Genomic DNA, 14004 nt, shown 5'->3' on the forward strand with positions numbered 1-14004 from the left:
ATCTGCTATAATAGCGCGCAATCAATTTTGAGCCAGCTATAGGATGGATTATGCGTATTGACCAGCGTGCCCTAAACCAATTACGTGATGTCAAAATCACCCGCAACTACACACGTTATGCCGAAGGCTCAGTATTGGTTGAGTTTGGTCATACCAAAGTATTGTGTACAGCCAGTATCGATAATTCTGTACCTCGCTTTTTAAAAGGTCAGGGTCAGGGCTGGGTAACTGCTGAATACGGCATGTTACCGCGCTCTACCCATACTCGCAGTGACCGTGAAGCGGCACGCGGCAAGCAGAGTGGCCGTACCCAGGAAATCCAGCGCCTGATTGGCCGTAGCCTGCGTGCAATGGTCGATCTGAAAAAACTGGGTGAAAATACTATTACTATCGACTGTGACGTGATCCAGGCTGATGGCGGTACGCGTACAGCAGCCATTACTGGAGCAGCTGTTGCACTGGTAGATGCCATGAATGTGTTGCTCGAGCGCAAAAAAATCAAACATGATCCCTTAAAAGGGCTAGTTGCGGCTATTTCTGTCGGCATGTATCAGGATGAGGTGTTACTGGACCTGTGTTATGAAGAAGATTCAAACTGCCAGACTGACCTGAATGTGGTAATGACTCAGGCAGGTGAATTTATTGAGATTCAGGGGACTGCAGAAGATAAGCCATTTACCCGTGCCCAATGCAATGCCATGCTGGAGCTGGCAGAACAGGGAATTAGCGAGCTGATCAAGAAACAGCAGGAAGCGCTGGGCTGGTAAGCTGCATGTTCTATTCAAAACGCATCTTCGGATGCGTTTTTTATTTCATGGAAACGACATCAAAATATAACGTAAACGTCATTGGTTTTCAGTATTTCTAGTCCTTACTTCTTTATTGGGTAATGGACAATGCATAAATTATTTTTAGTTTTAATCATAACCGGCAGCCTGCTGCTCAGTGCCTGTAATGAAGATGAGGCCGACTCCGGCACATTAGTGCCTTCACCCTCTGGATGCAAAATGCACTGTGCCCCTTAATCTCTGGACAAACAGCAGGACTTAAAATGGACCGTCGTGAATTCTTATTAACCACTAGTAAAACCTTGTTTGGCACCGCCGCTCTGGCCAGTTTTCCGCTCAGTATTCAAAAAGCACTGGCAATCGATGCCAAAGTAGAGACAGGTACGCTGCAGGACGTCAAACATGTAGTTATCCTGACGCAGGAAAACCGCTCCTTTGACAATTATTTTTGTACTTTAAAAAGGAGTCCGTGGTTTCGGGGACCGTTTTACCATTCCCTTGAAAGAGGGCCGTTCAGTCTGGGAGCAGTATGATGCCCAGCAGAACAAAGTTCTGCCTTATCATCTGGACAGTACGAAAGGTAATGCCCAGCGGGTCAGTGGTACACCACATTCCTGGTCAGATGGACAAGCAGCCTGGTACCATGGCCGTATGGGAGACTGGATCAAGTACAAGCAGCCACAATCCATGGGATATTATAAAAAACAGGAACTGGAATATCAGTTTGCCTTGGCAGATGCTTTTACCATCTGTGATGCCTATCACTGTGCCATGCATGCAGGAACCAATCCGAACCGCAAATTTATCTGGACTGGTACCAATGGCCCAACTGGAGCAGGCGTAGCCAGCGTATTAAATGAATTTGATGGACTGGGGCCTTCAAGTGAAGGCTATGAATGGAGTACATATCCTGAACGTCTACAGCAGGCGGGAGTCAGCTGGAAGGTCTACCAGAACATGCCAGATAACTTTACAGATAATCCGTTAGCCGGTTTTAAACAGTATCGCCGTGCCAATGAGCAGTCTGGTCAGCCCGTTAGTCACAGTGACTTGAAAAGTCCAGCATACGATGCCAGAATTGATGCCAATCAGCCGCTTTATAAAGGTATTGCCAATACCATGCCAGATGGCGGGTTTCTCGGCAGTTTTAAAGAAGATATCCAGCAGGGTCAGTTACCACAGGTGAGCTGGATAGTAGCGCCCGCAACTTATAGTGAACATCCCGGGCCTTCCAGCCCGGTACAAGGTGCATGGTATATCCAAGAAGTTTTAAATGCTCTCACAGAAAATCCGCACATCTGGAGCCAGACCGTATTATTGGTCAATTTTGATGAAAATGATGGCTTCTTTGACCATATACCATCGCCAAGTGCACCCTCAAAAGATCAGACTGGCCAGTTACACGGCAAAACAACCTTAACCGAGCAGCAGCTTTCTTATGAATATTTCAATCACCCTGCGGTGGCAGGTTCCAAATCACAACCCAAGCCGGATGGCCGGGTATATGGTCCAGGCGTACGTGTGCCATTGTATATCCTTTCACCTTGGAGCCGTGGTGGCTGGGTAAACTCACAGGTTTTTGACCATACCTCTATTTTACGTTTTATGGAACAGCGCTTTGGAATACAGGAACCCAATATCAGCCCTTACCGCCGCGCAGTCTGTGGTGACTTGACCTCCGCCTTTAATTTTAAAACTCCTAATCTGGACATTCTACCTGAGCTGCCTGGGCAGAAATCCAGACAGGAAGCAGATGCAATCCGTCTAACGCAGGCTTTATTGCCACAGCTGGCTGTACCGAAAAACCAGAACATGCCACTACAGCAGACTGGTATACGCCTGTCACGTGCCTTACCCTATATTTTGCACTGTAGCGCCAAGGTCGAACTGGCCCGACAGCAGGTTCAGCTAATTTTTTCCAATACCGGCGAGCAGGCAGCAGTTTTTCATGTTTATGACAAGCTTGATCTGGAAGCTATTCCGCGACGTTATATGGTAGAAGCAGGGAAACAGCTAGACGATATCTGGTCTGTACATGACGGCAGATATGACTTGTGGGTACTGGGACCAAATGGTTTTCACCGGAGTTTTCAGGGGAATCTTCACAGCAAACTTTATAGTGAAAGTCTGCCTGAAATTCGGATATGTGTAGAAGAGTGTGAACCAAAAATATATCTAAAACTCAGAAGTGAGAGTCAAAAAACAGCAAAGCTGGTGATTCAGGCCAATGCCTATTTAAACAAGTCCTGGCACATAGAAACCCGCACGGCGGAAACCGAGCTGTTACTGGATATGAGTGAATGGTACGGCTGGTATGATTTTACGGTCAGTCTAGAAAATGAGCCCGAATTCAAACGCCGCTTTGCCGGACGGATTGAAACAGGAAAAGATTCTTACTCTGATCCATTTATGGGTTATTCGGTTTAATCTTAACTGGCTGGCTATAATGTTTATTTAAACCGGTTATAGCCAGTACTTTTCCTGCCTTGAGCACACTCTTCCTTTTTGGCTCTAACCAGAGGAGCTCAAAAGAACAGATGATATAAAAGAGAATCTAAAGAGTCTAAAATAAAAAGTATAATCTATTGAAATTCATAATTTTAACCCCATATATGATATAAATTAGCCTTCTTGACTCAAGGCAATACAGCAATTTATTCACCCCTACAAAATATAACCAATAAAATACATAGAAAGGCTTAAACCTGCGTCGCAGTCTATCTGAATAAGTTAATGTGTTTTATACCTTCTCATTATGACCTAACCTATAAGGAACTATACTTTTGCTGAAACTGTTTATTATTTTAATTTCTTTTATTACATTCGCATTAATGGCCTGTGATCCACGCTCCCAAGAAAAAAATACGGCTGAATCAGCCTGGCAGACAGCCGAAACTACCGACCAGAGTGAGGAAACTGTTAATTAATTTCTGTATTAGCCATTAAAACGCATTGATAAATCAACAGCTTTTATATCTTTGGTCAGGGCACCCATCGAAATATAATCTACGCCTGTCGAGGCAACTTCTCGCAGATTTTCCAGGGTGATATTACCTGAAGCTTCCAGTTTGCAGCGTCCCGCTACATGTTGAACCGCATCCTGCATTTGCTGAGTGCTAAAATTATCCAGCATGACAATATCTGCACCAGCGTTTAAGGCCTGATTAAGTTCATCCCAGGTTTCAACTTCAACTTCAACCGGTTTACCAGGTGCAATGTCATGGGCTTTAGCAATGGCTTGGGCAATACCGCCAGCTGCCATAATATGATTTTCCTTAATCAGGAAAGCATCAAACAGACCCAAACGGTGATTTTGTCCACCACCCACTGCAACTGCATATTTCTGGGCAATACGTAGCCCAGGCAGAGTCTTGCGGGTATCAAGAAGCTTGGTATTCAGCCCGTTAAGTCGCTGAACATAGTCGGCTACTTTGGTTGCGACAGCTGATAAAGTCTGAATAAAGTTTAGGGCAGGGCGTTCCACAGTGAGCAGACTGCGTGCAGAGCCAGCCAGTTTTAGAAAAGCCTCATTCGCCTGTACCCGGTCACCATCATTTTTTAGCCAGATCACTTCTATCTTAGGGTCATAAGTCTGAATCAGGCTATTCACCCAAGGCTGTCCTGCCAGTATCATATCTTCCCGACTGATAATAGTTGCAGTTGCCTGTTCATCTTCAGGCGTTAATAAAGCCGTGATGTCACCCATACCGATATCTTCTTGCAGGGCCTGCTGGATATTGATCTGAATCGACTGTTCAAGCAAAGAGGCAGGAATGCTCATATAATTTCCGTATCGTGATGTACCCATAAAAATTGTGCGATATATTAGCATTGTCCCGCTGGAAAGAGACAGTTTTTCATCCTGCTTTTCAGCGTCCAGATCACTGGTTCAGGCTCACCTACAGATTTTCTAAACGGATAAATTTATGCATACAGCTCCCACATTTCAGGTAATTGACGGAAAATTAATGGGGGCCAGACAGATCAGCTCTCCCAATTTTAACCAGCGTCCCGAGCCATGTGAAATCCAGCTGATTGTCGTGCATAACATTAGCCTGCCGCCGTCACAATTTGGGGGGGGCTATATTGAACAGTTTTTTCAGAACCAGCTTGACTGGAATGCGCATCCTTATTTCCAGACCATTCGCGGTATGCAGGTTTCAACCCATCTTTTGATCCTGCGTAGCGGTGAAGTCCTGCAGTTCGTCAATTTCAATGATCGTGCCTGGCACGCGGGCCGCTCCAGCTATCTGGGCAGGGTAGAGTGTAATGATTATTCTATCGGGGTTGAACTTGAGGGCAGTGATGATACTGAGTTTTGCGAGATTCAATATCAGGTGCTGGCTGAAGTGACGATTGTCTTGCAACAGGCTTACCCTAAAATTGGCCAGCATATTGCCGGCCACAGCGATATTGCGCCGGGACGAAAAACCGATCCAGGGCCCCATTTTGACTGGGCACATTTCAGGGAATTATTAAAGCAGAAAAAGCAGTCATCTTATTGATGATTTTACAACGCAATTTTACTGCACTTTCATTACAATAACGTCTTTCTTTTTGGCTTGGGTGGATACATGGCGCTGTGGCGATCGACCTTTATTGTAAGTGCAATGACCATGCTGTCACGGGTACTGGGACTGGTACGTGATGTGGTCCTGCTTAATGTATTTGGTGCTGGCAAGGATTTCGATACCTTTGTGGTGGCCTTTCGTATCCCTAACTTTTTCAGGCGTCTGTTTGCTGAAGGTGCATTCTCGCAGGCCTTTATTCCAGTTTTAACTGAATATAAAACCAGCCGTACTCATGCTGAAGTCCAGATCCTGATTAGCCGGGTTTTTGGCTGCCTGCTGACGGTCATGACACTATTAACCTTTATCGCGATGGTAGCAGCACCGGCTATTCTGTATATCTATGCACCAGGATTTCATGATGATCCGGCCAAGTTTGATTTGGCAGTCGACATGTTCCGCCTGACTATTCCTTACCTGATGTTTATGTCACTGACGGCTTTTGCCAGCAGTATTTTAAACAGCTATGGTTCTTTTAGTACACCAGCTTTTTCACCCGTACTTCTTAATGTCGCGATGATTGCTGGGGCTTGGTGGCTGACGCCGTATATGGCTGAGCCAATCATGGCATTGGGCTGGGCTGTGGTTGTCGCTGGTATTCTACAACTGGCGATTCAGATACCGGAACTGTGGCGTAAAAAACTGCTGATTCCACCTAAAGTGGATTTCAAGCATGAAGGGGTAGAACGTATTCTTAAACTGATGCTGCCAGCACTGTTCGGGGTGTCAGTTACCCAGATTAACCTGTTACTGAACACCATCTGGGCCTCCTTTATGCAGGATGGTTCGGTCTCATGGCTGTATAGTGCCGAACGGATGACTGAATTGCCGCTGGGTCTAATCGGTGTCGCGATTGGTACGGTGATCCTGCCTTCACTTTCAGCCCGTCATGCCGAGCAGGATCAGACCAAATTCCGTGGCATGCTGGACTGGGCAGCCCGCGTAATCATGCTGGTTGGTATTCCAGCCAGTATTGCACTGTTTATGCTCTCTACACCGATCATTCAGGCGTTATTTGAGCGTGGTGAATTTACTTGGGAAGATACCCGAATGACAGCACTGGCACTGCAATGTATGAGTGCGGGAGTAATTGCCTTTATGCTGATTAAAGTCTTTGCACCTGGCTTCTATGCCCAGCAGGATACCAAGACTCCAGTCCGTGTTGGCCTGATTGCAGTTGCAACCAATGCTATATTGAATATAGTCTTTATTGGATTTTTTAAACTGATCAACTGGCATGCAGAGCATATGGCGCTGGCATTAGCCTCTTCAGGTTCTGCACTTGCCAATGCCGGTCTGCTTTACTATTACCTGCATAAGCGTAATATTTTCCGCTTCGGTAGCCACTGGAAAAAACTGTTTATACAATTTGTGGTCGCCAACACCATAATGGCAACTGCCTTATGGTTTGGCTTACAGTGGTATAACGGCGAGCTTTCACAGTGGTTACGTGTGGCTGAAGTGGCAGGACTGTGTATAGTCGGAGTTCTAGCTTATGCTGTTGGTTTGCTGATCAGCGGTTTTCATCCTCGCCAGCTCAAGCATTAAGCCAGTTTTACTACGATATAAATAAAAAACCGCCTCTATATAGGCGGTTTTTTTATCAGGATAGCCGTAAAACCTCACCCTTCAGGGCGGTAATATAAGGCTGCAATCCGCTAGTCCCCCTTGTAGGGGTTAGCTAGGATTACTAATGAGGTGTTTGCTGGCTCTTAATATATTGTTTAATGATTGAAATTGGAGCACCACCACAGCTGGCTGCAAAATAACTGGGCGACCATAAGGCATTACCCCATAGTTTGTTTTTAATTTCGGGGTGTTTAGTGCGTAAAATACGACTTGATGCGCCCTTTAAACTATTGACCAAGCTAGAAATAGCAACTTTAGGTGGATAATTTACAAGTAAATAGGCATGGTCATCTTCACCGTCAAATTCTACTAATTCTGCTTCAAAATCAAGGCAAACACGCTCAAACACATCACGCATTGTTTCAAGCATAGCTTTGGTAAAAACATCGCTACGATATTTAGCCACAAAGACTAAATGAACGTGCATATTAAAAACACAATGGCGACCTGTCCTAATCTCTTGACTATTACTCATAGACCAAATATATTTTAGTGATGAAGACACTTAAACTACGCATAAAAGACAAATATTGCAAGGAGTTAGACCAACTAGCATTAGAGGTAAACTTTGTCTGGAATTACGTCAATGATTTGTGTTTCAAGTATCTGCAAAGAAAACAGCAATTCTTTTCAGCTTATGACGTTGCTAAATATACTAAAGGCGCATCTAAAGAATGTAATCTGCATAGCCAAACTATTCAGGCTGTCACAGAAGAATTAGTCATAAGACGCAAGCAATTCAAGAAAGCAAAACTAAAATGGCGTGTTAGTAATAAGAAATCGGCTAGGCGTTCGTTAGGTTGGATACCCTTCAAGAAAGTAGCAATCAAATATGCTGATGGCTATATTCAATATGGCAAGCACCAATTCAAACTATGGGACAGTTATGGACTAAGTAAATATAATATCAAAACAGGCTCGTTTGTAGAAGACAGTCGTAGACGCTGGTATGTATGTCTAGTGGTTGAAAATGTTCAACAAGTAAAGACCAATGCAAAAACATCAATAGGCATAGATTTAGGCTTAAAAGATTTAGCGACCTGTTCAAATGGGATGAAACTCAAAGCCCCTCAAATTTATCGCCAATACGAACAAAGACTTGGTATTGCACAACGTGCAAAAAATAAGAAACGTGTCAAAGCGATACATGCCAAAATTAAAAATATACGACAAAATATGTTGCATCAATTCAGCCATAAACTGGTGAATGAACATGCAGCAATCTTCGTTGGCAATGTCAATGCCAAAGCATTGGCACAGACCAAACTAGCCAAGTCTGTGCTAGATGCAGGTTGGACAACACTTCGATCCATGCTCAAGTATAAATGCGAGAACGCAGGAGTATGGTATGAAGAAGTCAACGAGGCATATACCACCCAGACTTGTTCGTGCTGTGGTTCACGCTCCAGTAGTCCGAAAGGTAGAGCAGGGCTTGGAATAAGAGAATGGCAGTGTGTGGAATGCGGTACATTCCACGATAGAGATATAAACTCAGCACTCAACATTCTTGCGCTCGGACATGAGCGTCTCGTAGGAGGAATCCCTGTCCTAAAGGTCGGGGAGGATGTCAAAGAACAGAAATTAAGGTAAAATCTGCAAAAGCTCTACATCAAAAATTAAGGTACTATTCGGTGGAATAGCGTCACCGGAACCAATTTCACCATAAGCCAGCTTGGCTGGAATAAAGAAACGGCTTTTACCGCCTTCTTTCATGGTCTGTAAACCCTCAGACCAACCTTCAATGACCTGGTTCAGCTGAAAATCTACCGGTTGGCTACGTGCAATTGAACTGTCAAACACGGTACCATCCAGTAAACGGCCTTCATAATGTACTTTGACCTGTGAGGTTGGCTTGGGAGTTTTTCCCTGCCCCGCTCGAATAATTTGATATTGCAGGCCAGATTTGGTGCTAATAATACCAGGCTTTTTCATATTTTCTGCTAAGAATACTGCACCGGCCTGCCCATTTTTGGCAGCCATCTTCTGAAATTCAATCAGCTGTTCAGCTTCCGCCTGCTTTTTATATTGAGTTAAGGCTCGGGCCATTTCCTCTTCAGTCAAACGGGCAGACTTGCCTTCAGAGCCTTCTTTTAGGCCCTGAATAAAAGCTTCCAGATTAAGGTCTTTCAAGGTATCTGCATTGGTACGACCCATGACATAGCCATAGCTATAACCCAGCTGGTCTTTTTGCGGACTTTTATTGGTCACAGGTAACGCCCAGACAGAGAAGCTGGCCGAGATTAAAATAGAAGCGAGCAGTGTTTTTTTCATAAAAAATCCTGAAGGGTAGAGGGCAATCAGACCCTCCTGTGCATTATTATTGTACTTTAAGCAGCTCTACATCAAAAATTAGAGTACTGTTTGGTGGAATCGTACCAGGTACGCCTTGTTCACCATAACCAAGTTTAGCAGGTATATACAAGGTAGCCTTGCCGCCTTCTTTCAGTAATTGTAAGCCTTCTGTCCATCCCGGAATGACTTGGTTTAAAGGGAACTCGACTGGCTCGCCACGGTCATAAGAGCTGTCAAATACTTTTCCATCTGTCAGCTGGCCTTTATAGTGAACTGTCACACGGGAAGTAGCAGTAGGCTGCTTGCCTGTACCCTCTTTAATGATTTTATATTGCAACCCTGAAGCTGTAGTCTGTACACCAGCTTTTTTGGCATTTTCAGTCAAAAAGCTGTTACTGTCAGATTCAGCTTTTTGAGCCTGTTCAAGCTGCTTTTTCTGCATATCTTGCTGGAACTGCACATACGCTGCCTGTAGCTCTTCTTCAGTATAAGCTGGCTTGGCACGGGCGTGTCCCTGACGGATACCAGTTACAAAACTGTCAACATCAAGTTCTGGTGGAGTTTGATGTGCAACTTCATAACCCAGCGCATAACTGATTTTCTGGATTGAAGAGGCATCTTTGCTAACATTACCGGTATGCGTCACAGGATGCTGGCTGGCATAGTAAACAGGGATCAGGGCAGCACCGCCGAGGATAACAGCAACAGCAATAGGTAAGGCTTTACTCATAAAGGGCGTTCCAGTTCATTTTATCTTTTAACATAGACCATGGGGTAATCAGGTCATCTAACTCTTTTAGCATAGAATATTTTGCAATCAAACAATATGTTTTTTCTGTGCATTAAAATCCTACTTTAAACTTGTATAACAATCTATCTGCTACCGTAAAATAAAAAGCCGGAATAAACTCCGGCTTTTAAATTATTTCAAAACTGATTTAATCATCTTTTTTTGCCTGATAAGCATAAGCATAGTTATAGCCATAACCATAACCTGCTGCAGTATGCTGAATATCGTTCAGTATAAAGCCATTAACTTTTACGCCTGCCTGCTCAAAGCGATTCACTGTAATCTCCAGCTCTTTCACTTGTGTTTTAGCATGGCGGGCAATAATCAGGTTTACACCACTATATTGAGAAATAATAATTCCATCAGTCACGGCCAGTACCGGTGGAGTATCAATAATAATATGATCATATTGACTGGAAAGTTGCTCTAGCATTGTACTAAAAGCTGTAGAGCTTAATAATTCAGAAGGATTAGCTGGACTTTTTCCCCGACTCATCATATATAAATTTTTAATTTCAGTCTCATGAATTACATCAGATAGATTATTTTGCCCGTTTAGATATTCAGACAGTCCTGGCTGTGTATTTACATTAAAATACTTATGCAGATAGCCACGACGCATATCAGCATCAATGAGTAATACGCGTTTATCACTTTGGGCAAAAATTGCAGAAAGATTGGTTGAAATAAATGATTTCCCCACCTCCGGTGCAGGTCCTGCGATCATGATGATATTATTTTTAGCATTTGCTAAAGCAAAATTAATTGCAGTACGTAAGCTGCGCAGGCTTTCAATGGCAATATCATCACTATTCTTAACTGCGAGAACAGGAATATGTTTTTTCTTTTTAAGAAGCTTAATACGGCTCTCCTGTACAGGAGAACGAGGAACAGTTGCGTAAACAGGTAAATCTAATTCATTTTCAATTTGGCTCGAATCTTTTACGCCTGAGCGCATCATATTACGTAGTAATGCAAGTAATATCCCTATAAATGCCCCAATAAAAAGAGATATTCCTAGAATTAAAGGTTTTCTAGGTTTAATTGGTCCTAATGGCTCAACTGCAGTATCGATAATACGGACACTACCAATTTCACCAGCTTTAGCTACGCGCAGCTGCTGATAAGAGTTAAGTAAGGTGGTGTAAAGTTGCTGGTTTACTTCAACTTCACGAAATAACTGTAAATATTGTCGTTGTAATTCAGGTAATCGTTTTAATGTACCATTCAGTTCATTGATTTTATTATTTACTGCACCAAGCTGGGCATTAATTTCACGCATTTGTGGATGTTCAGCAGTATATTTAGCTGCCATCTCTGCCTGTTTCTGCTGCAGCTCTATTTTTTGGGTTTCTAACGTAATGCTCTGAGTTAAATATAATTCAGACTCTTTAGTGACATCAACCGTATTGAAACGCTCACGAAAATTATTAAATTCACGTTCAGATTTATCAAGCTGCTGTTTTAATTGTGGAAGCTGTTCATCTAGAAATTTTAAGGTTTGGGCAGTTTCGGCTGTACGCCGTTCAATATTTTGCTGACTATACGCTGCTAATATCGCATTTAGGACCTGTGTAATATGCTGCTTATCTGTACCTTCATAATTCAATCCTAGAATACCAGACTGTTTACCCTTTTCTGCTACAGAAAAGGGGGCAGAAATAGTATTTACTGCGGCAGGTAAGGAAAGTTTTTTAATATTATAGGTATCAGCTAACTGGTCCTTACTATATATGGCAACTTTCCATAGACCATATTGGGAATTAAACTGATTGTTACGGTTGAGCAAACCTTTAAAGATTGGCTCATGCGTTATCGTATCAGTTAAAATAAAATTATTATTCTCAAAAATTAGCTGTAGATTTCTGTCTAAGTAATAAGAGGGTACATCAAATTGACGGAGACTAAAAGTCTTATTCCCGTCTTTAAAAACAACTGATTGGTTAGAATATTTAGTTTGAAATTCAGGCTTATGAAGTAAACGTTGTATAAAACTGTCTTCAGTGCTTGAAATCTGCACATCAAGATTTAAAGAATGGATAACATTACCAAGAATTAAACGAGATTTTAAAATTTCGATTTCTGCCTGTGCTGGAGACTTTTGTTCAACCATCTCAGACAGATCGCCTAGTAATGCTGCAGAAGCCCCCTTTTTATCTTCTACTTGCACCATAGCATCAACTTGATAAATATTCGGTGTAGTCCTGAGATAAAGTAAAGCACAAACTAGGCTTAAAATCGTACAGAGGGCGATCAACTTCCACTGCGCAATCAAGGAAAAAAACAGTTCCTTTAGGTCAATGGTATCTTCAGTGGTGGTATTTTGGCTCATAATTCTTGGTTCAAAAGTTAAATATATTTTTTCCAGTCCGCAATACAGCTTTGAATCAGTTCACAGGTTTCATCAAATACCTGCTGATCATGCTGATAAGGATCTGGTACATTTTTATTCTGCCAGTGACCCAGCCGAAAGGTTTTTCCTTTAGCAAAAGGCCAACTCTGTTCAATATGTTTTTGCTGATTCTGACTCATGACCAGTACAAGATCAGCTTTTTTAATTAACTCGGCATTTAATTTTTTGGCAATATGCGATTGCATATCCATACCTAAGCGCTGCATACAAAGCTGAGCTTTCTCATCTGCTGTATGACCTGTTAAACCAGAAATTCCAGCTGATTCAATATGAAGCTCTGGAAATTCTTGCTTTAAAAAATACTCCGCCATTGGACTACGGCAGATATTTCCGATACACACAACCAGAATATTCTTAATGGCCATTATTAGTTACCTAAACGATCAAAACTATAAATAGCATTAGAGAATGGAACAATCTGTCCAATGACACGTTGCCAACGAGTTAAGCCAGTCGAGTCAATATAGACGACATCGTTATTACGCATTTTAAACTGATTGGCTAGTCCGAAATCACCTATATTACTTAAATCAAGATGATAAAGCTCTGTACTTCGATCATTAAGATTCGTACGTAAAACATAAATACGTCCTGCACTTGCTGAAAGTGGATTAATGCCCTGACTTTCACCTAGCACATCACCTAAGCTCATACCCTGGTCACGTATAGATAATGCCTGATTTTTACTGGCTTCTCCCATCACATATATTTTTTGATTTTCTCGAGTACTGACGTAGATGGTATCATTAGGTTGCAGAATTAAATTATGTAGTGACATTCCTGCACGTTCTAACTCAATAATATTTAAGTCATATGTCATACTATTACGAATAAGCTGCACGTAGGTATTACTGGTGTTTTCTGCGGCCCCACCTGACATACTTAAGGCATTATACAGCGTCATGGGTTGATCATTTAAGTTGATTTGTCCAGACTTTTCAACATTCCCAAAAATTGAAATATGTTTTCCTTGGTAAGATATTACACGTGCAATGACATCAGGATTTTTTAAGTAACGAGAAAGCTGAGAACGAAGTTCTTGGTTAACTTTGACTAAACTTTTACCTGCGGCTTTATAGCGTCCAATCATGGGAAAATGTATATATCCACTTTGATCAATCTGATAACCATTTGCGGGATCGGTACTGTTCCCGCTAATTTCTGGATAAGCCCACAGTTGTATGGAAAGAACATCTCCTGGACTTAATAAATAGGTATGTGGACTATTTTGAAACAAGTGAGCATAGTCACGCTGAAAATTGACCGTAGCTGGTTGAATGGCAGATAAATTATCTTGTGTAATTTTTACAATATTTAATGGTGTACCAAGCTCAGTCTGATACACCCCTTCTTCTGGCAAATTATAAGTTTGAAAACCTGAAGTAATCGCACATCCTGTAGAACCGAGGCCGAAACCCAATAAAAAAAGAGCTTGGTAAAATTTCACGCTTGACCCTTATATATTTATCTCTAATTTGTTTAATTCAATGAACAATATAAAATTGATACTCAATGCGCAGAAAT

At 42.3% G+C, this 14004-nt stretch carries 12 protein-coding genes and 1 pseudogene; 6 read left to right on the plus strand and 7 right to left on the minus strand.

Features of this window, described 5'->3' with window-relative positions:
- Positions 1–50: 50 nt before the first annotated feature.
- The 3 genes and pseudogenes from rph to ACRAD_RS16395 all read left to right on the plus strand — a co-directional run bounded on the left by rph (position 51) and on the right by ACRAD_RS16395 (position 3715).
- Positions 51–767 (plus strand): ribonuclease PH, encoded by a 717-nt coding sequence (gene rph, locus ACRAD_RS00200; protein WP_005017425.1) that lies wholly within the window; start codon positions 51–53, stop codon positions 765–767.
- Between the two features lie 284 nt (positions 768–1051).
- A pseudogene (locus ACRAD_RS00210) lies at positions 1052–3215 on the plus strand (phosphocholine-specific phospholipase C).
- A gap of 356 nt (positions 3216–3571) precedes the next feature.
- A complete protein-coding gene (locus tag ACRAD_RS16395) occupies positions 3572–3715 on the plus strand; it encodes an ABZJ_00068 family colistin stress protein (RefSeq protein ID WP_016801140.1) in 144 nt (47 codons plus the stop codon).
- Positions 3716–3723: 8 nt separating this feature from the next.
- On the opposite strand, the gene nadC is transcribed toward ACRAD_RS16395, so the two are convergent.
- A complete protein-coding gene (nadC, locus tag ACRAD_RS00215; RefSeq protein ID WP_005023773.1) occupies positions 3724–4569 on the minus strand; it encodes a carboxylating nicotinate-nucleotide diphosphorylase in 846 nt (281 codons plus the stop codon).
- Positions 4570–4714: 145 nt separating this feature from the next.
- Here nadC and ampD point away from each other — a divergent pair, with 145 nt between their 5' ends.
- On the plus strand, positions 4715–5293 hold the full coding sequence (ampD, locus tag ACRAD_RS00220) for a 1,6-anhydro-N-acetylmuramyl-L-alanine amidase AmpD (RefSeq protein WP_005023770.1): 579 nt from the start codon (positions 4715–4717) through the stop codon (positions 5291–5293).
- Positions 5294–5362: 69 nt separating this feature from the next.
- On the plus strand, positions 5363–6904 hold the full coding sequence (gene murJ / locus ACRAD_RS00225) for a murein biosynthesis integral membrane protein MurJ (RefSeq protein WP_005023769.1): 1542 nt from the start codon (positions 5363–5365) through the stop codon (positions 6902–6904).
- A gap of 142 nt (positions 6905–7046) precedes the next feature.
- On the opposite strand, the gene tnpA is transcribed toward murJ, so the two are convergent.
- On the minus strand, positions 7047–7460 hold the full coding sequence (gene tnpA, locus ACRAD_RS00230; protein WP_005023768.1) for an IS200/IS605 family transposase: 414 nt from the start codon (positions 7458–7460) through the stop codon (positions 7047–7049).
- 20 nt (positions 7461–7480) lie between these two features.
- Here tnpA and ACRAD_RS00235 point away from each other — a divergent pair, with 20 nt between their 5' ends.
- Positions 7481–8575, plus strand: coding sequence for an RNA-guided endonuclease InsQ/TnpB family protein (locus ACRAD_RS00235; RefSeq protein ID WP_005023766.1), 1095 nt, complete (start codon positions 7481–7483; stop codon positions 8573–8575).
- On the opposite strand, the gene ACRAD_RS00240 is transcribed toward ACRAD_RS00235, so the two are convergent.
- The 5 genes from ACRAD_RS00240 to ACRAD_RS00260 form a co-directional block, all read right to left on the minus strand.
- Positions 8567–9256: an FKBP-type peptidyl-prolyl cis-trans isomerase gene (locus ACRAD_RS00240; protein WP_005017411.1), complete on the minus strand. Its 690-nt coding sequence runs from the start codon at positions 9254–9256 to the stop codon at positions 8567–8569. The genes ACRAD_RS00235 and ACRAD_RS00240 overlap by 9 nt on opposite strands.
- Before the next feature lie 46 nt (positions 9257–9302).
- Positions 9303–10007, minus strand: a complete 705-nt coding sequence (locus ACRAD_RS00245; protein WP_005023763.1) for an FKBP-type peptidyl-prolyl cis-trans isomerase — start codon at positions 10005–10007, stop codon at positions 9303–9305.
- 208 nt (positions 10008–10215) lie between these two features.
- Positions 10216–12399, minus strand: coding sequence for a polysaccharide biosynthesis tyrosine autokinase (locus tag ACRAD_RS00250; protein ID WP_005023759.1), 2184 nt, complete (start codon positions 12397–12399; stop codon positions 10216–10218).
- A gap of 17 nt (positions 12400–12416) precedes the next feature.
- A complete protein-coding gene (locus ACRAD_RS00255; RefSeq protein ID WP_005017405.1) occupies positions 12417–12845 on the minus strand; it encodes a low molecular weight protein-tyrosine-phosphatase in 429 nt (142 codons plus the stop codon).
- 2 nt (positions 12846–12847) lie between these two features.
- Positions 12848–13927, minus strand: a complete 1080-nt coding sequence (locus tag ACRAD_RS00260; RefSeq protein WP_005023757.1) for a polysaccharide biosynthesis/export family protein — start codon at positions 13925–13927, stop codon at positions 12848–12850.
- Between the last annotated feature and the right edge of the window lie 77 nt (positions 13928–14004).

The sequence above is a fragment of the Acinetobacter radioresistens DSM 6976 = NBRC 102413 = CIP 103788 genome, from assembly GCF_006757745.1.
Classification (GTDB): domain Bacteria; phylum Pseudomonadota; class Gammaproteobacteria; order Pseudomonadales; family Moraxellaceae; genus Acinetobacter; species Acinetobacter radioresistens.